The sequence below is a fragment of the Streptomyces sp. NPDC038200 genome, assembly GCF_055600785.1.
Genome location: NZ_JBVJYH010000020.1, coordinates 105,925 through 126,307 on the forward strand (window position 1 = coordinate 105,925; position 20,383 = coordinate 126,307).

Annotated in this window: 22 protein-coding genes; 8 read left to right on the plus strand and 14 right to left on the minus strand. The window is 71.6% G+C overall.

The window, feature by feature from the left end; all coding sequences use genetic code 11:
* From ACZ7KF_RS32460 to hemL, 4 genes are all read right to left on the minus strand, one after another.
* The gene (locus ACZ7KF_RS32460) at positions 1-591 is read right to left on the minus strand and encodes a TlpA family protein disulfide reductase (RefSeq protein WP_471083071.1); all 591 of its coding nucleotides are present in this window, start codon (positions 589-591) and stop codon (positions 1-3) included.
* 133 nt (positions 592-724) lie between these two features.
* Positions 725-2,023 carry a polysaccharide deacetylase family protein gene (locus ACZ7KF_RS32465; protein ID WP_471083073.1) on the minus strand — a complete coding sequence of 433 codons (1,299 nt, stop codon included), beginning with the start codon at positions 2,021-2,023 and terminating at the stop codon, positions 725-727.
* 146 nt (positions 2,024-2,169) lie between these two features.
* On the minus strand, positions 2,170-2,868 hold the full coding sequence (locus ACZ7KF_RS32470; RefSeq protein WP_471083076.1) for a histidine phosphatase family protein: 699 nt from the start codon (positions 2,866-2,868) through the stop codon (positions 2,170-2,172).
* Positions 2,865-4,184 carry a glutamate-1-semialdehyde 2,1-aminomutase gene (gene hemL / locus ACZ7KF_RS32475; protein ID WP_471083079.1) on the minus strand — a complete coding sequence of 440 codons (1,320 nt, stop codon included), beginning with the start codon at positions 4,182-4,184 and terminating at the stop codon, positions 2,865-2,867. Before hemL ends, ACZ7KF_RS32470 begins: the two co-directional genes overlap by 4 nt.
* A gap of 623 nt (positions 4,185-4,807) precedes the next feature.
* On the opposite strand from hemL, the gene ACZ7KF_RS32480 reads away from it, so the two are divergent.
* Entirely contained in the window at positions 4,808-5,245 is a 438-nt protein-coding gene (locus ACZ7KF_RS32480) for a hypothetical protein (RefSeq protein ID WP_003974483.1), read from the plus strand.
* A 131-nt stretch (positions 5,246-5,376) separates the two neighbouring features.
* Here ACZ7KF_RS32480 and ACZ7KF_RS32485 read toward each other — a convergent pair whose 3' ends face one another.
* The 4 genes from ACZ7KF_RS32485 to ACZ7KF_RS32500 form a co-directional block, all read right to left on the minus strand.
* Entirely contained in the window at positions 5,377-5,964 is a 588-nt protein-coding gene (locus tag ACZ7KF_RS32485; protein WP_471083082.1) for an HAD domain-containing protein, read from the minus strand.
* A gap of 29 nt (positions 5,965-5,993) precedes the next feature.
* Positions 5,994-6,686, minus strand: coding sequence for a class I SAM-dependent methyltransferase (locus ACZ7KF_RS32490; protein ID WP_471083085.1), 693 nt, complete (start codon positions 6,684-6,686; stop codon positions 5,994-5,996).
* A gap of 1 nt (position 6,687) precedes the next feature.
* Positions 6,688-7,599, minus strand: a complete 912-nt coding sequence (locus ACZ7KF_RS32495; protein ID WP_471083088.1) for a phosphotransferase family protein — start codon at positions 7,597-7,599, stop codon at positions 6,688-6,690.
* 80 nt (positions 7,600-7,679) lie between these two features.
* On the minus strand, positions 7,680-8,429 hold the full coding sequence (locus ACZ7KF_RS32500) for a hypothetical protein (RefSeq protein WP_471083091.1): 750 nt from the start codon (positions 8,427-8,429) through the stop codon (positions 7,680-7,682).
* A gap of 225 nt (positions 8,430-8,654) precedes the next feature.
* On the opposite strand from ACZ7KF_RS32500, the gene ACZ7KF_RS32505 reads away from it, so the two are divergent.
* Both ACZ7KF_RS32505 and ACZ7KF_RS32510 read left to right on the plus strand, forming a co-directional pair.
* Positions 8,655-10,007, plus strand: coding sequence for a helix-turn-helix domain-containing protein (locus ACZ7KF_RS32505; protein WP_471083095.1), 1,353 nt, complete (start codon positions 8,655-8,657; stop codon positions 10,005-10,007).
* A gap of 36 nt (positions 10,008-10,043) precedes the next feature.
* Entirely contained in the window at positions 10,044-10,544 is a 501-nt protein-coding gene (locus ACZ7KF_RS32510) for an NUDIX domain-containing protein (RefSeq protein WP_471083098.1), read from the plus strand.
* 186 nt (positions 10,545-10,730) lie between these two features.
* On the opposite strand, the gene ACZ7KF_RS32515 is transcribed toward ACZ7KF_RS32510, so the two are convergent.
* Positions 10,731-10,997 (minus strand): MmyB family transcriptional regulator, encoded by a 267-nt coding sequence (locus tag ACZ7KF_RS32515; protein WP_471083101.1) that lies wholly within the window; start codon positions 10,995-10,997, stop codon positions 10,731-10,733.
* Between the two features lie 138 nt (positions 10,998-11,135).
* On the opposite strand from ACZ7KF_RS32515, the gene ACZ7KF_RS32520 reads away from it, so the two are divergent.
* Both ACZ7KF_RS32520 and ACZ7KF_RS32525 read left to right on the plus strand, forming a co-directional pair.
* Positions 11,136-12,029, plus strand: a complete 894-nt coding sequence (locus ACZ7KF_RS32520) for a phosphorothioated DNA-binding restriction endonuclease (protein ID WP_471083104.1) — start codon at positions 11,136-11,138, stop codon at positions 12,027-12,029.
* Positions 12,030-12,109: 80 nt separating this feature from the next.
* A complete protein-coding gene (locus ACZ7KF_RS32525) occupies positions 12,110-12,619 on the plus strand; it encodes an NUDIX hydrolase (protein ID WP_471083108.1) in 510 nt (169 codons plus the stop codon).
* Between the two features lie 73 nt (positions 12,620-12,692).
* On the opposite strand, the gene ACZ7KF_RS32530 is transcribed toward ACZ7KF_RS32525, so the two are convergent.
* Both ACZ7KF_RS32530 and ACZ7KF_RS32535 read right to left on the minus strand, forming a co-directional pair.
* Positions 12,693-13,352 (minus strand): NAD(P)-dependent oxidoreductase, encoded by a 660-nt coding sequence (locus tag ACZ7KF_RS32530; RefSeq protein ID WP_471083111.1) that lies wholly within the window; start codon positions 13,350-13,352, stop codon positions 12,693-12,695.
* Positions 13,349-14,233 carry an EamA family transporter gene (locus ACZ7KF_RS32535; protein WP_471083114.1) on the minus strand — a complete coding sequence of 295 codons (885 nt, stop codon included), beginning with the start codon at positions 14,231-14,233 and terminating at the stop codon, positions 13,349-13,351. Before ACZ7KF_RS32535 ends, ACZ7KF_RS32530 begins: the two co-directional genes overlap by 4 nt.
* Positions 14,234-14,312: 79 nt before the next feature.
* On the opposite strand from ACZ7KF_RS32535, the gene ACZ7KF_RS32540 reads away from it, so the two are divergent.
* Positions 14,313-15,260: a LysR family transcriptional regulator gene (locus ACZ7KF_RS32540; RefSeq protein ID WP_471083256.1), complete on the plus strand. Its 948-nt coding sequence runs from the start codon at positions 14,313-14,315 to the stop codon at positions 15,258-15,260.
* Between the two features lie 60 nt (positions 15,261-15,320).
* Here ACZ7KF_RS32540 and ACZ7KF_RS32545 read toward each other — a convergent pair whose 3' ends face one another.
* Positions 15,321-16,205, minus strand: a complete 885-nt coding sequence (locus ACZ7KF_RS32545) for a helix-turn-helix transcriptional regulator (RefSeq protein ID WP_471083117.1) — start codon at positions 16,203-16,205, stop codon at positions 15,321-15,323.
* A 189-nt stretch (positions 16,206-16,394) separates the two neighbouring features.
* Here ACZ7KF_RS32545 and ACZ7KF_RS32550 point away from each other — a divergent pair, with 189 nt between their 5' ends.
* Entirely contained in the window at positions 16,395-17,807 is a 1,413-nt protein-coding gene (locus ACZ7KF_RS32550; protein ID WP_471083120.1) for an MFS transporter, read from the plus strand.
* Positions 17,808-17,815: 8 nt separating this feature from the next.
* Here the strand turns inward: ACZ7KF_RS32550 and ACZ7KF_RS32555 are convergent, their stop codons facing one another.
* Positions 17,816-18,562, minus strand: coding sequence for an MBL fold metallo-hydrolase (locus ACZ7KF_RS32555; protein ID WP_471083122.1), 747 nt, complete (start codon positions 18,560-18,562; stop codon positions 17,816-17,818).
* Positions 18,563-18,756: 194 nt separating this feature from the next.
* Between ACZ7KF_RS32555 and ACZ7KF_RS32560 the strand changes: the two genes are divergently transcribed.
* On the plus strand, positions 18,757-19,380 hold the full coding sequence (locus tag ACZ7KF_RS32560; protein ID WP_471083259.1) for an ABATE domain-containing protein: 624 nt from the start codon (positions 18,757-18,759) through the stop codon (positions 19,378-19,380).
* A 162-nt stretch (positions 19,381-19,542) separates the two neighbouring features.
* On the opposite strand, the gene ACZ7KF_RS32565 is transcribed toward ACZ7KF_RS32560, so the two are convergent.
* A complete protein-coding gene (locus ACZ7KF_RS32565; protein ID WP_471083124.1) occupies positions 19,543-20,373 on the minus strand; it encodes a M55 family metallopeptidase in 831 nt (276 codons plus the stop codon).
* Positions 20,374-20,383 lie beyond the last annotated feature (10 nt).

Below are 20,383 nucleotides of genomic sequence, written 5' to 3' on the forward strand. Positions count from 1 at the left end.
TCACTTCTCCGCGAGGACCGGCTTGAGCATCTTCAGCAGGGTCGTGTCGTCGAGCGCCTCCAGGGCTCGCGAGGCGACCTTCCCGTGCCGGTCGATGACGAGCGTGGAGGGGACGAGCTGCGGGTTGAGCGTGCCCTTCTTGAAGCGGAGCATCAGCTTGCCCGTGGGGTCGTACAGGCTCGGGTACTCGACGCCGTGCTCCTTCTCGAAGGCGACCGCGGGGGTGGTGCTGGTGTCCCGGGTGTTGATGCCGACGAACTGGACGCCCTTGCCCTCGTACTGCTGGGAGACCTTGGCGAAGTACTGCGCCTCTTCCCGGCACGGCCCGCACCACGAGCCCCAGACGTTGACCACGACGACCTGGCCCTTGTAGTCGGCGACGTCGAGGTGCTTGCCGTCGATCGTCTTGCCGGACAGGTCCGGGGCCGTGGCCCGCTCGCCGGCCGGGACGGTGTCGATGCCGTTGTTGCCGGTGACGAAGTTGGTGTCGCCACCGCCCCCGGAGATGCCGCCCTTGCCGCAGGCGGACAGAGTGAGGGCCGCGGCGGCGGCCACAGCGGTGAGCAGGACGGCGCGGCTACGGGTACTCATGTGAAAAGTTTCGCATGCCTGTTCCGGGGATCTCGCGCACCCCCCTGCCGGGCGGAAAAACCCATTTCAGGGCGTATTTACACGGGACATCTCGGGCATCGGCCGTCACGCCTCCCCCGGCGGCGGCTCCCGCTCAGGCGGCGTCGGAGGAGGCCGACCCGGTCTCCCGCAGGAACTCCTTCCAGCCCCCGGTGGGCTGCTGGCCGACACCCAGCGTGCGCAGCTTGGCGAGCACCTCGGGCTTCTGCACGTCCATCCAGTCCACGAACTGCCGGAAGGAGACCAGCCGGACGTCGCCGCCCTTCTCCTTCTCGCGCGCGATGTGCTTGAAGGCCTCCTCGACGGAGTCCATGTAGATGCCGCCGTTCCACTGCTCGAAGTGGTTGCCGATGAAGAACGGCGCCCGGTTCGTCTCGTATGCCCGCTTGAATCCCTGGATGTACGCCTGCGCGGACTGCTTGCGCCAGCCCGGGTAGTTGTAGGCGGGCGCCTTGGTCGAGTTCAGCGACTGGTTGGCGAGCATGTTGTAGTCCATGGACAGGACCTCGAAAGAACGTCCGGGGAAAGGTATCTGCTGCAACGGCAGGTCCCAGATGCCCAGCTTCTTCTCCGGCCACGTCTGACGGCCGCCCGGCGAGGAGGCGTCGTAGCGCCAGCCCAGCTTCTTGGCGGTGGGCAGCAGGTTGTTCTGGCCGAGCAGACACGGCGTACGGCCGCCGACCAGCTCCTTGTCGTAGTCGAACGGCAGGGAGGGCAGATCGCTCCAGCCGCTGTTGGTCCGCCACTCCTTCACGAACGACTTGGCCTGCCGTATCTCGCTCTCCCACTGCTGCGGGGTCCAGTTGCCGACCGTGCCGGAGCCGGCGCAGAAGTGCCCGTTGAAGTGGGTGCCGATCTCGTGCCCCTCCAGCCAGGCCCGGCGCACGTTCTTCAGCGTCGCCTTGATGTGGTCGTCGGTGAGGTAACCGATGTCGGAGGCGCCGCGCGGGTTGTTCGGGGGCTCGTACAGCCGCTTCTTCGACTCGGGCAGCAGATACAGCCCCGAGAGGAAGAAGGTCATGCTCGCGCCGTACTCCTTGGCCAGGTCCAGGAAGCGCGGGAAGAGGCCGTTGCCGACCTCGCCGGCACCGTCCCAGGAGAAGATCACGAACTGCGGCGGAGTCTGCCCCGCCTCCAGCGGCTCCGGCTTGGCCGGCTGGTGCGGCTGCCGGCCGGTGAAGGAGGTGGAGCCGTCGCCTATCGGACGCGCCGGGTGCGCGCTCGCACCGCTCCCGCCCTCGCGCCCCGGCTCGCCCCGGCCGGAACCGTTCGGGTGCCGGCCGCCGTCCGAGGACGTGAGACTCCCGCAGCCGGCGAGCGAGGCGGCGGCGGCCGCGCCCGCGCCGAGGCCGAGTACTCCCCTCCGGGAGAGGGTCCGGGAGAAGGTGCGCATGGAAATCCCCGATCGTCGCTGCTGCTGGTCACCCAGTCAGAGGGCAGGATGATCGGGGAGGTTCCGCTTATTTGTATGCTTTTCGTAATGAAGGCCGCAGAAGGGCGCCAAGCCGCGTCAAACGGACCGTCAGAACCGGCCGTCGCTCAGGCGCCGAAGGCCTTCCCCTGCACGGTGCCCTTCCCCTTCTGGGGCTTGACGCCGGCGCGCAGATGGACCGGGACCAGATCGATGGCGGGCTCGCTGTACCCCACGGACACGATCCTGTCGCCCTGATAGGTGAAAGTCGTCAGGGAGGCCAGGGTGCACTGCCGCTTGCGCGGGTCGTGCCACAGGCGGCGCCGCTCGACGTACGACCGCACGATCCAGATCGGCAGCTGATGGCTGACCAGCACCGCCTCGTGGCCGCGCGCCCGGTCCTTGGCCGCGTTCAGCGCACCCATCATCCGCACGACCTGGTCCACGTACGGCTCGCCCCAGGACGGCCGGAACGGGTTGACGAGGTGCTTCCAGTTGTCCGGCTTGCGCAGGGCGCCGTCCCCGACGCCGAACGTCTTGCCCTGGAAGATGTTGTCGGCCTCGATCAGCCGCTCGTCGGTGTCGAGATCCAGCCCCTGCGCCTTGGCGATCGGGGTGGCGGTCTCCTGCGCCCGCTCCAGCGGGGAGGCGCAGACGTGGGTCACGTCCCGGGAGGCGAGGTGCTCGGCGACCCGCTCGGCCATCTGCCGGCCCAGCTCGGACAGGTGGTAGCCGGGCAGCCGCCCGTAGAGGATCCCGTCCGGGTTGTCGACCTCACCGTGCCGCATGAGGTGGACGACGGTGATGTCCTTGGTGCTGTCGCTCATTCTGCCGTGGCCTCCGCAGCCGCCCGGGCCGCCGCCGGAAGGGCGTCGGCGATCTTCTGGATGGCCCGCTCGTCATGGGCCGTGGACACGAACCAGGACTCGAAGGACGACGGCGGCAGGTAGACGCCGTTCGCCAGCAGCGAGTGGAAGAACGCGGTGAAGCGGTACGACTCCTGCCGCTTGGCGTCCTCGTAGGTGCGCACCTGCCGGTCCGTGAAGAACACGGAGAACATGTTGGAGGCGGTCTGCACCCGGTGGGCGACGCCCTCCTTGGACAGCGCCTCGCCGACCAGGCCCTGGATCTGCGCGGAGACGGCGTCGACGGTGTCGTACGCGGCGTCGTCGAGCAGGCGCAGCTGGGCGAGACCGGCGGCGGTGGCCACGGGGTTACCGGAGAGGGTGCCGGCCTGGTACACGGGCCCGGCGGGGGCGAGGTGCGCCATGACGTCGGCACGCCCGCCGAACGCGGCGGCGGGGAAGCCGCCGCCCATGACCTTCCCGAAGGTCATGAGGTCGGGCTTGACACCCTCCACGCCGTACCAGCCCGCGCGGCTCGTACGGAAGCCGGTCATGACCTCGTCGGAGATGAAGAGGGCGCCGTTCTTGCCGCAGGCGTCCTTCAGACCCTGGTTGAACCCGGGGTCCGGCGGCACGACGCCCATGTTGCCCGGCGAGGCCTCGGTGATCACACACGCGATCTCGCCCGGGTGCCGGTGGAATGCCTCCTGCACGGCCTCCAGGTCGTTGTACGGCAGCACGATCGTGTCGCCGGCCTGGGCACCCGTGACGCCGGGCGTGTCGGGCAGCGCGAAGGTGGCCACCCCGGACCCGGCGGCGGCGAGCAGCGAGTCGACATGCCCGTGGTAGCAGCCGGCGAACTTGATCACCTTGGACCGCCGGGTGAACCCGCGGGCGAGCCGGATCGCGGACATGGTCGCCTCGGTGCCGCTGCTGACGAGCCGCACCTGCTCCACGGGCTCGATCCGGGCGACGATCTCCTCGGCCAGCGCCACCTCGCCCTCGCCGGGCGTACCGAAGGACGTACCGCGCGCGACGGCCTCCTGCACGGCGGCGATGACCTCGGGGTGGGAGTGCCCGAGGATCATCGGCCCCCAGGAACAGACCAGGTCGACGTACTCGCGGCCGTCGGCGTCGGTGAGGTAGGCACCCTTGCCCGACACCATGAAACGGGGGGTGCCGCCGACGGCGCGGAAGGCGCGCACAGGGGAGTTCACTCCGCCCGGGGTGACGACGGAGGCGCGGTCGAAGAGCGCCTGTGACACGGGCGCGTCGTAGGGATAGGGCGTTTCGCTCATGGCACTCATGACGTGCGGCTTCTCCGGCTTCTCGGACTCCGGTTGCGGGGTGACCTCCTCAGGGTAGGCCGCGCCCCGGCCGGACCGCGGACGGCCTCAAGATCAAAGCACCGCCATCGGGCGGGTATCTGCGAGACTGAGACCTGATACACAAAGCCCATACGCACGTAATCATCAGGACCGGATGATCAGGGGCCGGAAGTTCCTCGTGGACTGTTGTTCCACCGCACGTTTCGGCGGGCGGCCGTGGGGGAGGTCACTGACACGATGATCGGGTTGCGCGGCGGGGGCCACGCGTCCTAGAAAAGCAGTCGGGTGGAGATATGCATCGCGGTGGCGGACTGGGCGAGGGGACTGATGACCTGGGTCCTCGACGTGCCCGGCGGGGAAGGCACCGGCGCGACGCGGAGGAAACGACCGAGACACGGCAGGAAGCACGGCAGTCTGACGCCCGTCAGACACAGGATGTACCGAGTGAGCCCGAGCGGTTCGACCGGCAGATCGACCGGGAGCTCGACCGCGAGCTCGACCAGCGGCGAGAGCGCAGGCTGGACCGGCCGACCGAGCGCCGGCTCGACCACCGGGCCGACCGCCTCCGGGCGGGGAGCAGGAATGGTGGTCGGGTGGGGGTGACGTACAAATACTTCGGCGCGCCCGACGGCGCGACCGCGGCCCGCGTCCCCATCTCGATGCGCCCCGAGGAACTCGGCGGCGACGAGCTGGGCATGAACGGCATGTTCACCAAGATCAAGCCGGAGACGATGGCCGCGATGGTCCTGACCGGCATCGAAGGCGTCCCCCTGCACAAGGTGCCGCCCCTCGAACTCGTCGTCCTGCACCCCGACTACGCGGTCGTCAAGCTCCCCATGACGGTCGTGGACCCGCTCCGCGGCATCGGCGAGGAGGCGGTCGGCGCGGCGGCCTTCATCTGGTCGACGGTCCCGGACCGCGGCGGCCCACGGGACGCGTTCAACGTGTACCAGCTGCTGCACGAGTGGCAGGACTTCAGCCACCGGTTGCATGAGGCGGGGCATCAGCCTTATTGCCTGGTGTGGCCGTGAGCTGGGTTCTCACGAATCCCGGGACGGGGCCTTCGGGCTCGGCCCTCGCTGGTGCCTCGGGGTCAAAACGCCACGGATGCCGGCCCGTCCCTCCTCGCCGACGAAGAAGAAAGACTGACCACGGGGCGCGCCTACGGTCGGCTCGGTAACGCAGCCTCGGCTTCACGGCTCGACGGATCAGCCCGTGGAGCGGACGAGAGTGCGACCCGAGCCAGGACCTCGACCAAGTGCTCGGCCAGCAGCCCGACGCGAGGATCGGGTTGGATCAAGACGGTCGACTGGCCCCGGGCGGTGCGCTCCGCCGCCCACTCGTGGTCGAGGCTGGTGAAGTCGTCGTCGATCCAGACGGCGGGTGCCTCGCCGAGCCAGGTGTCGACGTGGTCGCGTTTCCAGAGGTAGCCATTGGGGTGGCTGGTCGCGATCTGTGGGCGCGGGAGATCTACGCACAGCAGGGGCGGGATACCGAGAAGCGGGCCGATGAGCGTGACAGCGTCCTGGCGCCAGCTGGTACACCAGACGGGGGTGACCAGACCGGTGCGGATCACGTGCATGAGCAAAGGGCCGTGCGCGGGGTCGAGCCAGATGGCGACCGGGTTGTCGGAGGTCCGGCCGGTGGGCACCACTTCATGGCGGGAGTGGGTCGCCGGGACGGCCCCTTCCGCGTCCGGGAAGGGGATGAGGACGCCGTCGACGTCGAGGAGCAGGTAGGGCGGGCGCATCGGTTTCTCCCTGAGGAGCCGGGGCTGGGTCAGAGCTTGCGGGCGGTGATCAGCAGCGTGGTGGGCCACAGGCCGTGACGGGCATCGTTGAACTCCTGGGCTGAGACAAGCCACAGACCCGCTCGGTCCAGGCATTTCTCCCAGCGTTCGGCGCCGAATTCCCAGCGAGCGATGGGCAGTCGGGTGCGGTCGGGGAGGGTGACGTAGTCGCGGCTGGGTCGGTTGTCGGTGGAAAGGCGCCTGCCGCCGCGCTGGGGGTGGGGGACGGAGAAGGCAAGGGCGCGCCCGGGCTTGAGGTGTTGGGCGATGGCCGGAAGCAGAAGCTCGGGGGCGACGAGGCCGATCGCTCCGAAGACCGAGTAGATGGCGTCAAAGCGCTCGTCGGAGGCTTGCAGGTAGTGCAGGGCATGGCCGGCGACGAAGGTCAGGTTGTTCAGCCGGCCGTAGTGCGAGCGGGCCCGGCGGATCTGCAGCCCGACGAGATCGACGCCGGTGACCTGGGCGCCGTAGCGAGTGGCGAGGTGGGCGGCGTTGTGGCCGGGGCCGCAGCCGAGTTCGAGCAGTCGCTTGCGGCGCAGATCCGGTCCGAGGATTTCGGCGCCGGGGCCGCTGCCGGGCCGCGTGGTCCATTCCATCCGTGCGGGGACGGACAGGGGCTCGGCGGGGCTGACTGTTGTTCGCTGGAGAGCGTGGATATACCAGGGCGACGCCTGAGCGAGCACGTCAGACTTCCAGGAGGTGCAGGACGTCGGTGAGGTGGCGGCGCACGGCCTTGATGTAGGCGGGGTCGGTGGTCGGGTCGTTGATCCATCGAATGGACTGCTCCATGAACCACTCGATGGCCCAGACGCGGTGCCAGCCCAGCGCCCACTTCTCCGCTGGAAGCGCGCCACGCTCGGCGAGGGCGTCAGGGGTGCCGCCTTCACTGACGTACACCTCCAGGAAGGCCCGCAGGCGTGCGGGGTCGGGGTCGTCGATGGTGCCGTGCCAGCTGGCGAGGTCGAGCAGGCCAGGGCCGGTGAAGGCACGGGCAAAGTCCAGCAGCCGCCAGCCGCGCCGGCCGATGTGGAGGCTGGTGGGATGGAACTCGGAGTGCACCCAGCCGAACGGGCCGACCGTGGCACCGGCCGAGCGCGCTCCGGCGGCTTCGGTGATGCGGTCAAGCGCGTCCCCGATGTCGTGGGTGTCCTCCCACCGGTCGGCCTTGCGCAGGTGGCGGAGGTGTTCCAGGGCTCGCGCCGGGAGGCTGCGCAGCCCTTCCTGATCGAGGACTGGCAGGGCCGCAGCCGTGCGGGTGCGGTGCAAGACCACGGCTGCGGCGGCGCCGTCGACATCGTCGGCTTCGCGGATGGGAGCGCCGAGGTCTTCCAGCAGCATCCCGAGCCAACCGTCCAGGACTGCCGAGGCGTGAACGGAGGGAACGGGGACGCCGAGCGTTTTTGCCAACCGGAGTGCCTGTTCCTCCCTGTCGAAGGGCCTCCTGGCGTACTTGAAGATGGCGGTGCTGCCGTCGGTGAAGGTCAGGCGCTCGACGCCGGACATGGACCAGACGCGCACCTCCTCACGCGATGCGCAGGAGTGGTTGGCCAGGGTCAGTAGGTTGTCCAGGAGTTCGGCGTTGAGGGTCGCGTCCATGAAGGGCTCCAGTGCGGTGGTGGCGTCCGGGGTGGGCGAGAAGTGCCTGCCCGCCCCGGAGGCTGGTGTGCGGTGTACTGCTACGCGGCAGAGCTGACGCGGTGGGCGTAGACCTGCTCGATCCAGTCGGCTTTGAGGGCCGCGAGGTCGTCGCGGAAGGCGGTCATCGACGCACCGTAGGGCGCGACGACGCCGCCGGACTGATCCGGCACGGACTGGCAGCCGTGCACGAGTCGGCCGCCGAGGGCGGCGTGGGCCTTGATGGACTCGATGCGGCGGTGCTCGTTGAACCAGCCGCCGTGGTAGACCTCGTCCAGCATCCCGCCCGTCTCGTCGTCCAGGTCGAAGACGACCGAGGTGGCGGCGGGAAAGAACCAGCACGGGCCGACGTTGGAGATGTGTCCGTCCAGCTCCACCTTGTTGAGTGCCATCAGCGTGGCCGCCTCGCGGAGCATCCGCAGGTGCTCGGCGGTGATCTGCGGCAGGCCGAGGCCGGCGAGGTGTTCGTCGCGGAACAGGTAGGCGTACACCTCGTAGGCGGTGGACAGCACGCGGGCGGCGTCCGAGGTGGACTCAGTGTGGGCCTTGACGAAGTCGAGGGCGAACTGCTCGACCGCGTTCTCGGTGCTCTCCTCCACGTCCAGGAGCTGGGACTTGACCAGCTCCCAGTCGGTGACGAGCCAGGTGTTGGATTCGAAGCGGAAGAAGTACTCGGCCGGGTCGATCGTGATGCGCCGGCCGTCCACCCGGATGCCCGGCAGGCGGCTCCAGCGCTCGTCAAATGCCTGGGGCAGCTCGACCGTGATGGCCGCGGTGTCGATGGTGGTCACCGTGTCTCCGTCTCTGATCGGCCGGATTCGGGCGCACAGGTGCCCGAATCCGTTTTTGTCGTAGGGAACTTGGGGGAGCGGCCCGGCCGAAGGGGAAAGCCTGGTCACGTTGTCGGGCCGTGCCGGGCGGCTGATACTCAGTGAACACACCGTCACGCACAGTGGGTACGGTGAGAGGCAGTCGAGGCGGTATACGCGGTTTACAGCTCCGGAGCGGAGGCGGTCGTGGCAGCGCAGAGAGAGCCCAACTCCCGTCTGCGCGAGACCATCGAGGCGACAGGCTGCACCTTTGAGGCTCTGGCGAGGGATATCCGACGCATCGCTGCCGAGAACGGCGAGACCCTCCAGACCAACAAGTCGGCTGTCTCCCATTGGGTGAACGGCACCCGCCAGCCGACCGGCCGGACCGCCCGGTACCTCGCCGAGGCACTGTCCCGGCGAGCACGCCGCACGGTCACCGAGACGGAGATCGGTCTCCGCGTGGGCGGGGCACCGACCGAGCAGGCTGATCCCGTCCTCGCCGCGACCGACCTGGGTCGTGCCGACGTCGAACGCCGACGCTTCTTGGCCGTGGCCGCCTTCACCGCAGCCGGCGTTGCTATGCCCCTTGCGTACGACCACGAGGCCACTGCTCGCATGCTCCGGGCCCGCACCGGTAGCTCCCTGGTCGGGGCGGAGGACGTGGACGTCGTACGCCAGATCACCGCAGCTTTCAGTGCCGCCGACGAGCGTCTCGGTGGCGGCCATGGGCTCACCACCGTCACCGCGTATCTCGCCGACACTGCCGCCCCCACGCTTCGAGGGCGGTTTCCGAACGAAGCCTTACGCCGGGCAGCCTTCGGAGCGGTCGCAGAACTCGCCTACCTCGCAGGCTGGAAGCACCACGACCTCGGCCAGGAAGGTGCCGCCCAGCGCTACTACCAGGTCGGCTACCAACTCGCCTGCGAAGCCGATCCGCACGGCCATGCCGCCTGGATGATGCGTGCCCTCGCCCACCAAGCACTGAGCCTCAAGCAACCCCGCCACTGCGTCGACCTCGTCGAGGGCGCACTGACCCGCGGCCTGGGGCACGTCGACGGCCGGACCGAGGCGCTGCTCCACATCACCCATGCCCGCGCGTACGCCGCTGTGGGCGAGAGGCCCGCAGCGGCTCGCGCCCTGCTCGCCGCCGAGGATGCCCTCCTACGCGAGGACGGCCCACAGCCCAGTTACTCCCGCGTCAGCGGCCCGGCCGCCGGCACAGTCGCCAGCCACACCGCCCGCACACTGACCGACCTCGCCGACCACGTCGGTACCGAGCAACAACACCGCGACGCCCTGGTGCGCTGGGATCCCGAGAAGTACAAGCGCGTCCACGCGCTCACCTACGCCGACCTCGGCGACAGCCTCGCCGCCCAAGCCCGAGCCGACGAAGCCGTCGCCGCCTGGTCCCAGGCCCTGTCCCTCATGGAGGGCATGACCTCGGACCGCACCCGCAAGGCGATCACCTCACTCCGTTCCACCCTCGCCATCTACCAGCGTCGCAGAGTGCCCGGAGCCGCCGAACTCGCCCGTCGCGCACGCGAAGCACTGGCCTAAGCTGCCCACCAACCGGCCGACGAAGGGACACCAACCGTGGCTCAGCCGAACACCGACGACCAGGCCAAAGCCCTCCCACCCGCCCTCACATGCATGACCCTGCTGGTCGCCGCCGTCATCGTCCACGACAAGGCCACCAACCGGGTCGTCCTCCTCCAGCGCAGCCAGAACGCCAAGTTCGCCCAGGGCATGTGGGACCTCCCCGTCGGCAAGAGCGAACCCCGTGAGCCGATCACCGAGACCGCCGTACGAGAGCTGTACGAGGAAACCGGTCTGAGTGTGAAGCCTGAAGCCCTTCAGGTCGCCCACATCATCCATGGCGCCTGGGGTGTCGAGGCGCCCAATGGCTTTCTCACCGTCGTCTTCGCCGCCCACGAATGGACCGGCGAACCGGAAAACCGTGAGCCGCGCAAGCACTCCCAGGTCTGCTGGGTTGACACCGGCGCTCTCCCGGAGAAATTCGTGGACACCACCGCCAGCGCTCTGCACCGATATCTCACCGATGGTCCTCAGGTGTCGCTGAACGGCTGGAAGTAAGCACCCAAGGGCCACCCCCGCGCCGACCGGTTTCGCACTTCACACCTGGCTGCCACGGCGAACCGCTTCTCCGTCGGGCTACTTGGTGCACCTCGTTGCTCCAGACACCCCTCTATCAAGCTGCACCCCGACGCCATAAGAACACCCTCGCACCAGCCCCTTCCCGCCTAGAGGCTGTCCGGTGGCTCACGTTCCCGCGACGGTGATTGCGGCGGAGGGACCTGATAAGTGCAGCAGAGGTGCTTGCACTCGCCAGAGCGCGGGCCCCGGAGGCGAGGAGTCGTCGGCGCGGACGCCGTTCCTGACCCGCAGGAACTCCAGCTTTTCCGCATCGGCGGAACCCGCGGCCACCGTGTAGACGACGAGGTGGATGTCGCGGCCCGGGACGGTGAGCACGTCGCAGTCGCATGTCACCTCGCCGACCTGGGGGTGCACGATGGTCTTGCGGGCCAAGACGTGCGGCCCGACCGCCCCCCCCGTCCCGCAGCCGGGGGAACTCCACACTGGTGGGACGTACTTCCTCGACAAGCTCGATCAGGCCACGGTCGGCAATACCGGGTGGTCGGGCCAGTCCGTCTACGATCAGCCGGCATGGACTGGGTCGAGCGGGTCGCGAAGTTGAGGCAGTGGACCAGGAGCGGTACCCGGGCTCCGCACAAGCCGCTGCTGCTCCTGTACGCCCTCGGCCGGTTCCAGGAGGACGCCGGGGGCGGTCTGCGGTACAGCACCGTGGAACAGGATCTGCAACGGCTGCTGGCCGAGTACGGTCCTCCGAACAGGACCACGCCCGCCTACCCCTTCCATCACCTGGTCAGCGACGGCGTGTGGGAGGTGTGCACCGACCGTGGGCCCGGGAGTCCCGGCACCGGGGTACGGGACCTCCGGGAGACGGGTGCGACCGGGCAGCTCGCTCCGGACCTGCGGGCGGCGCTGCGTCGCGAACCGGACCTGCTCGGCAGAATCACGCGATTGCTGCTCGACCTGCACTTCCCACCCTCCGTGCACGGAGAGCTGTGCGAAGCCGTCGGCCTGGACCTGGAGCCGGTGGAGGCGGTGCAACTCTCGGCGGTACGCAGGCAGCGGGACCGCACAATGCGGGAGCTGGTGCTGACCGCCTACGAGTACCAGTGCGCCTTCTGCGGATACGACGGCAGGATCGGCGCGGTACCCGTCGGGCTGGAGGCCGCCCACGTGCGCTGGTGGGCGTTCGGCGGACCCGACGAGATCGAGAACGGGCTGTGCTTGTGCTCGCTTCACCACAAGCTCTTCGACAAGGGCGTCCTCGGCGTGGGGGACGACCAACGCATCCTGGTCTCGCAACGCTTCATCGGTCACAGCCCCGCCGCCCGCGAGCAGGTCATAGCCCTAGCCGGCCGCCCGCTCGTCGGCCCCCAAGCCGGCTCGCGCCCCGTTGCCGCGGCTCATCGCGACTGGCATGCCCGGCAGGTCTTCCACGGCGAACCGCGCCCTGCCACGACTGCCTGATCCAAGCAGTCACAAGGGGACGCCGGCCCCGCCTCCCGGGCACCTGCTCCGGGGGCGAATTCCGCCCTACGGTGGGGGCCATGCCCTCATCCGACCAGCCGTTCAGCGTGGACCCCGAGGTGGAGGTTCCCGTGCCGGGGCCCGGGGAGCTGTGGACCGTCGGCGCCGTCGTCCTCAACGACGCCGGTGAGGCCTTCGCGCAGAAGCGAAGCCCGCACCGCCGCCTCTTCCCCGACACCTGGGACATCGTCGGCGGTCATGTCGAGGCCGGGGAGACCCTCCTCGAAGCCCTCGCGCGGGAGATCGAGGAGGAGACCGGCTGGCGTCTGCGCCGTGTGCGGCGATTCCTGGGGACCACCACCTGGCAGGGAGACGACGGCGCCGGCCTCCGTCACGAGGCCGACTATCTCGTCGAGGTCGAGGGCGATCTGCACCATCCCGCTCTGGAATGGTCCAAGCACGCGGCCTACGGCTGGTTCGGCCCCCGCGACCTGGACCGGCTCAAGGAGAACCGCCGGCCCGGGGAGTTCCTGATCCACGACCTCGTCACGCGGGCGACGGGAGTCCGGCCGGACCGGTCGCCGACGTAGGCCCCCGGTCGGGGAACCCGGTCGCCCGCGGAGGTACGGAGGTGCGGGCCGGCTCGGCGGGTGGGTGGGCGTCTCACTTCTCGTCGGTGTGCACGACCGTGATGTGGTGGTCCCGGCCCGGGGTCTCCAGTTCGTCCAGGGCCGCCACGGCCAGGTCCTCCGCGCTGATCCAGGAGCGGCCGTCGGCCGTGGTGAGCAGGGTGTGCGTGCCGCGGCGGTAGCGGCCGGTCCGGGGGCCGGGTTCGAGGAGGGCCGGAGGGCTCAGGTAGACCCAGTCGGGGTGGGGGTGGGTCCGGCAGGTGCGGAGCTGGGCGACTCCGGCCGCGGCGACCGGCCGCAGCTCCGGCGGTACATGCGCGGGGTCGTCGGCCACCAGGAGGCCGGGGGCGCCGGGGCTGTGCAGGGCGCCCGCCCCGCCCACCACCAGGACGCGGAGGCCGGCGTCCGCCGCCGCGTCCAGGACGGCACGGGTCGTGCCCACGAGGAAGTCCTCGTCCACCGGGTGGGTCCGCACGGCCAGCACCACCGCCTCCGCGTCCGATTCCGCCAGCGCCTTGTGCACGGCGTCCGGGGCGTTCGCGTCGAGCGGGAGCGGTGTCACGTCCGGGGTCTCGCCGGCCGGTGTGCGGGACAGGGCCAGGACGTGGTGTCCGCGCGCGGTGGCCTCGTCGATCACCCGGCTGCCGACCATTCCGGTGGCGCCGAGCACCGCGATCGTCATGTTCGTCTTCATCGCACCAGTTCCTGTGTCGCGGTTTTCGGTGGGTTCAGCTGCGCCGCCAGCATCGCCGTCAGGGCCAGGACGAAGCCGAGCGCCTGGGGCGGGCTCAGGGACTCGCCCCGTACCGCGCCGATGACCGTGGCGACCAGCGGGGAGAGCAGGACGAGGGGGGCGGAGGCGCCGACCGGGAGGCGGGCTATGCCGCGGAACCAGAGCGTGTACGCGATCAGTCCGCCCATGCTGCCGAGCCACAGATAGCCGCCGACGGCTCCCGCGTCGATCCGGGACGGCGGCCCCTCCACGGCCAGGGCCAGCGGAAGCATCAGCAGGCCGCCGGCCGTGAGCTGCCAGGCGGCGAGGGTGAGCGGGCTCGCGTCCGCCGGGCGGCCCCAGCGCTTGGTGAGGACGACACCGCCGGCCATGGTCGCCGTGTGGCCGAGCCCGGCGAGCACCCCGACGGCGTCCAGCCGGGCATGCGGCCCGAGGACGACGAGTCCGACGCCGGCCACGCCGAGCACGCCCCAGGTCCAGCGCCAGGCGGTCGGCCGGTCCTGGAGCACCGCGATGGCCAGGGCGGCGACCAGCAGCGGCTGGGTCGCGCCGAGGGTGGCGGCGACACCACCGGGGAGCCGTTCCGCCGCCACGAACAGCAGCGGCATCCCGCCGATGTTGAGCACGCCGAGGACGGCGGTCCGCCACCACCAGTCCCCGCGCGGCAGCACGCGGGTGAGCGCCAGGCCGAGCAGCCCGGCGGGCAGGGCGCGCATGAGACCGGCGAACAAGGGGTGCCCGGCCGGGAGGAGTTCGGTGGTGACGACGTAGGTCGTTCCCCAGGCGGCGGGGGCGAGGGCGGTCAGGAGGACGGTTGCCGATCGGTGGTCGTACGAGGGCATGTGAAGAAGTCTCGGCAGGTATCGGTCATGCGTCCAAGACATGGTTGCCATCGCAGCGATGAACGAGAACGATGGATGGGTGGATCTTCAGCAGATGCGCTACGTCGTCGCCGTCGCCGAGACCCGTAACTTCACCCGGGCCGCGGAGCGCTGTTTCGTGGTGCAGTCCTCGCTCAGTCACCGGATCGCGGGGCTGGAACGGGAGTTGGGGGTGAAGCTGTTCGCGCGGTCGAGCCGGCGGGTTGAACTGACCAGTGCCGGAGTCGCGTTCGTGGCACGGGCGCGGGAGGCTCTGGCCGCGGCCGACCGGGCGGTGGCCGACGCGTCCGCCGCGGCCGGCGTGGTACGCGGTCGGCTCGCCGTCGGTGTGATCGTGACCACCGCCGCCGTGGACGTACCGGAGTTGTTGCAGCGCTACCGCGCCCGGCATCCGCAGGTGCGGGTCATGCTCCGGTCCGGGCGCAGCGACGAGCTGGCGGCGGCGATCCGGGACGGCGACCTGGACATCGCCTTTCTCGGACTGCCGGCGGACGAGCGGCCCTCGGGGGTGGAGAGCGTGGTGCTCGATCAGGACGAGCATGTGCTGGTCGTGGCGGCCGGGCACCGGCTGGCCGGAGCCGGCCGGGTGACGCTGCGGGAGATCGCCGAGGAGACGTTCGTGGACTTCGTGGCCGGGACGCCCGCCCGGGCCCAGTCGGACCAGGCGTTCGCCGCGGCGGGCCTGACCCGTGACGTCGCCTACGAGGCCGGTGTCGTCGAGCTGATCACCCGGCTGATCGCCCGGGGGCTCGGCATCGCGCTGCTGCCCTCGGCGTTCGTGGGGCCGCTGGCGGCCGGCGATCCCGGGCTGGCACTGGTCCCGGTGGTCGACGGGCCGCACCGCGTCGAGTATCTGGCCTGGAGCCGCTTCAACCCCAGCCCGGCCACCCTGGCCGTGCTCGACGTCCTCGGGGTGCGGGCGGGGGGACAGGAGCCGGGGCCGAGTGCCCGGCCGAGTGCCGGGGAGCGCGGCCGGGCGCCGGGGTGAGCGCTCGGCCGGGAGGTGGCCGCCGGGGTCGGTGCACGGCCGGGGAGGTGGCCGCCGGGGTCAGCGCACGGCCGGGGTCGGCAGTTCCGGCTCCGCGGTGGCCGTCGTGCCGGACAGGAGGCGCAGGGCCGCGTCGGAGGGGGTGCCGGGCTCTGCCGTGTAGGCGATGAGGCGCTGGCCGGCGGGGCCGGGCAGGCAGAGGTTCTCGAAGCTCAGCTCCAGCCTGCCCACCGCCGGATGGTGCAGGGACTTGCTGCCCGAAGCGCAGGTGCGGACCGGGTGCCGGGCCCAGAGGGCGGTGAACTCCTCGCTCTGGATGGACAGCCGGCCGACCAGCTCGGCCAGTGCGCGGTCGTCGGAGTGGCGGCCGGCGACCAGGCGCAGGGAGGCGACCGCGAGGTGGGCCTCCTCCTTCCAGTCGGGATACAGGGCCCGGTAGCGCTCGTCCAGGAACAGCATGCGGACCAGGTTCGGACGGTCGGCGGGGCTGTCGGGGGCCGTGTGGGGCAGGTGCGCGGCGAGCAGCGCACGGCCCAGCCGGTTCCAGGCCAGGACGTCACCGCGCCGGTCCAGGACGAGCGCGGGTACGTCCGTCATGGCGGCGAGCAGCTGACGGGCGGACGGAGTCGCGTGTTCGGCGCGGGGTGCGGCCGGGCGGCGCCGGGCGGCGGGGCGGGCCAGGTCCTTGAGGTGGGCGGTCTCGTCCTCGGTGAGCCGCAGGGTGCGGGCGATCGCGTCGAGCACGGCGTCGGAGACACCGGCCGCGCGGCCCTGTTCGAGGCGGGTGTAGTGGGTGATGCTGACGCCCGCGAGCAGGGCCAGTTCCTCGCGGCGCAGTCCGGCGACCCGGCGACGGGCCGGGGCGGTCGTGATGCCGACGTCCTCCGGCCGCACCGCGGCACGGCGGGACTTGAGGAAGTCCCCCAGGTCGGACGACGCGTCCATGTATGCCTCCGGGATGTGGGCGGTCGCCCTCCATCCTGCCCTCGGGGGCCCCGCGAACGGGACCCCCGAGGGTGGTCGTGCGATGACCACCCTCGCGGCGGCGGGTCGCACGGGGGTGCTGGTTGCCCCGGCCGGCACGGACGAGCCTCTTGCCCGGCAACTCCGCCGCGCAGAGAGGACCACCTCGTCATGTCCGCCGTAGTCGTACAACCGGCCGGCACGTCCGCCGCCCTGACTCCCCGGCTCCGCCTGGTGCTGGTGCTGCTGCTCGCGGCCCAGTTCATGCTGGCCGTGGACTTCTCCATCCTGAACGTGGCCCTGCCGGTGATCGGTACCGGTCTGGGCTTCCCGCTCGCCCGTCTGCAGTGGATCGGCACGGCGTTCGCGCTGTGCGCGGCCGGGTTCACCCTGCTGTTCGGGCGGGTCGCCGATCTCTTCGGCCGTCGTCGGCTGTTCCTGGGCGGTCTCGTGGTGCTCGGCGCGGCCTCGCTGGCGGGCGGGCTGGCCGGGAGCCCGGAGGTGCTGATCGCGGCCCGGGTCTTCCAGGGGCTGGCCACCGCGGCGGTGACCCCGGCCGGGCTCTCGCTGCTGACGACGTCGTTCCCGGAGGGCCCGCTGCGGCAGAAGGCGCTCGGCCTCAACGGGGCGCTGATGTCGGCCGGTTTCACCACGGGCGCGGTCCTCGGCGGCCTGCTGACGGATCTGCTCTCCTGGCGCTGGGCCTTCTTCGTCAACGTCCCGGTGGCCCTCGCCGTGCTTCTCGTCGCGCCCGCGGTCATCGCGGAGTCCCGGCCCGCCGAGCGGCCGAGGCTGGACGTGCCGGGGGCCGTCACGGTCACGCTCGGGCTGCTGGCGGTCATCCTCGGTCTGACGCAGGCCGGCGAGCACGGCTGGGGAGCGCCGGCCGCGCTGCTGCCGCTGGCGGCCGGGGTGGTGCTGCTGCTGGTGTTCGGGGCCGTGGAGCGCCGGGTGCCCGCCCCGCTGGTGCCGCCGCACGTGCTGGGCAAGCGGTCGGTGGCCTGGGGGAACGTCGCCGGTCTGATCGCGTTCCTCACCGAGACGTCCCTGGTGTTCCTGCTGACCCTGTACCTGCAGGAGGTGCTCGGGTTCTCCCCGCTGGCCGCCGGGCTGTCGTTCGGTGTGCTGGGCGCGGGCACCGTCGTCGGCGGCGCGCTCGCCCCGCGGCTGATCGGCAGGCTGGGCGCGACCCGGGTGCTGTCGGCCGGGGGGTTCGTCCAGGCCGTCTTCACGGCGGCCCTGCTCGGGCTCGGCACCGGCCGTTCCTCGCTGTGGCTGCTGCTGGCCGCGACCTTCGTGGGCGGGGTGGGCAACATGCTGGTCATCGTCGGCTTCATGGTGACCGCCACCTCCGGTCTCGCCGACCGCGAACAGGGCCTGGCGACCGGACTCGCGACGATGACCCAGCAGATCGGCATCACCATGGGCACCCCGGTGATGAGTGCCGTCGCCACCGCCGCCATGACCGGGTCGGGCACCCTGGCCGTGCTCGGCGGACTGAAGACCGCGATCGCGCTGAACGCGGTCCTCGTCCTCCTCGGCACGCTGACCGGCGCGCTGTTCCTGCGGGAAAGGGCGCGGTGACCGGCCGGTCAGTCCCGTTGCAGGCGGTCCGCCAGCCCCGCCTCCTCGAACGCCCGCACCACATGCTCCCGGGTCTCGGTGAAGTGGGCCCAGCTGTCGCAGTGGGCCGGGACCACCCGGCGGGCTTCGAGGAGCCGGGCGGCGGTGGCCGTACCGGCGCCGTCCAGGACGAGGAGGGCGTCGTCGAGGACGGACAGACGGGGTGCGCCGGCGAAGAGGACGGCGGTGTCCACGGGGGCGTACCGGGCGGCGATCTCCTTGACCAGGTCCAGGGATGCGTTGTCGCCGCTGACGTAGACGGTGGGCAGGTCGGGGGCGGTCAGCAGGAAGCCGGTGACCTCGCCGACGATCGGCTCGGAGCCCTCGGGGCCGTGCAGGGCGGGCGCGGCGGTCACGGTGACCGTGCCGCCGTCGGGGCGGGTGAGGTCGACGGACTGCCAGGGGGTGAGGGCTTCGGCGGTGCCGCCGAGCCGTTCGGCCGCCGCGCGCGTGGTGAGGGTGCGGGGGACGTCGGCGAGCAGGGCGCGGCCGGAGTGGTCGAGGTTGTCGGCGTGCTGGTCGTGGGAGAGCAGGACGACGTCGACGGGGCCGAGTTCGGCGAGGGGGACGCGGGGCGGGGCGGTCTTGGTGAGGATGCGGCCGCTGGGTGCCGGGTAGTCGCCGGGGTCGTCGAAGGTGGGGTCGGTGAGGAAGCGGAGGCCGCCGTACTCGATGAGGACGGTGGGGCCGCCGAGGACCTGGACGGGGATCTGCATGACCGACTCACCTCATGGATAGGAAGGATTTCATCCGTGAGAGTGACGCTAGCCCTTTCTCACGGATGGACGCAAGCCCTACCATGAGAGGCGTGAGAGAGAGCGCCGAAGCACGCGTGAGCGAGGACGCCGGACCACGCGGCCAGGAGAAGACCGGCGGGCCGCACGCAGGGGACGAGACCGCGGGGCCGCGCGTGCCGGAGGGCGGCGGGGCGGGCGGGACGGGGAAGACCGACGGGCCGCCCCTGCCTCCCGCCCCCGGCGCCGAGCAGCACCCCGCCCTCGACCTGGCCAACACCGCGATCACCCTGCCCGGCGGCCAGGCGGCGGACCTTCTCGCCACGCCCGCCGCGGCCCGGCACTGGCTGGTGGACCGCGGTCTCGCCCCGGCCGCCGCCGATCTGCGCGAGACCTGTGCGGGCCGGCTGCGCGCCCTGCGGGACCAGGTCCGCGCGCTGCTCGCCGCACACGGCGACGGCCACCCCGCCCCGCCCGCCGCGCTGGCCGCCCTCAACGACGCGCTCACCCTGGCCCCGGCGGCCTCACTGCTGCACTGGTCCCCCGAACGCGGCCTGTACCGGGCCGCCGCCCACCCCACCACCCAGATCGTCGAGCACGCCCTGGCCGCCCTCGCCGCCGACGCCGCGGACCTGCTCACCGGGCCCGACGCGGAGCGCCTCACCGCCTGCGGTTCCCCGCCCTGCAACCGCTACCTGCTCCGCCACGGCCGCCGCCACTGGTGCTCCACCCGCTGCGGCGACCGCGCCCGCGCGGCCCGCGCCTATGCCCGCCGCACCGCCCGCCCCGCGACGGAGTAGCCCGCGCGCTCCGCTCCGCCCCGTCCCCGCTCGGCGGCGCAGCCCCTCGATCCAGTCCTCCCGACCGGGGAACTCCTCGCGGGCGAGCGCCCCCGGCGTCGCGGCCGGCCCGTGAGCGACGCCGCCACCCCGAGCCACACCGCGACGATCCCGCCCCCGGCGTCAGCAGTACGGCGGCTGATGGGTGAGCGACGCCGCCACCCGCATCCACACCCCGAACTGCCGGTACAGCGCGGGCAGCGGGCCGCTCGCCCGGACGGTCCTGGCGTCCTCGGCCGTCACCCGGGGGATGCCGAGCAGCGTGGCGGCGACCGAGGCGGACTGCCAGCGGACGGCGAGGGTCGCCTCGGCGGGGGACGGTACGGGACGGCGCGGGGCCGGGGTCAGCGCCCGTGCGACCGCCTCCTCGATGGCCTTGCGCGCCTCCGCCTCCGGCCGCAGCTCGGCCGCGAAGCGGTCGTGGGCGTACTTCACCGGGACGGTGACGACCGACGGGTCCCACTCCGTCATCTCCGCGCACGCCGCGTCGTCACCCGTGAGGGCCACGACGGGCACCCCGAGGGCCGCCGCCGTGGCGTGGGCGAGACCGATCTCGCCGACCGGGCGGCCGTCCAGCCACATGTCCTCGATCTCGTGCCCCATGAAGCTGTGGCTGAGCACGCCCAGCGCACCGGCCCGGGAGTGGTAGCCGACGCACAGCGCGGCGTCGTACTCCCCGGTCAGGCCCTCCAGCATGCCCAGCTGCTTGGGCCTGCCGCGCACCAGGCGGGCCGCCGGGTGCAGCGCCTCGGGCAGGATGTTGCGCATCGGGCCGTGGGCGTCGTTGACGAGGATGTCGGCGGCACCGGCCGCGAGGGCGCCCCGTACGGCGGCGTTCACGTCCTCGGCCATCTTCGCGCGGCCCCGCTCGTAGTCCCGGCCGCCCGGCTGGACGTCCTCGGCGTCGACGAGCCCGGTGACGCCTTCCATGTCCACGCTGATGTAGATCCGCACGGCGTCGACC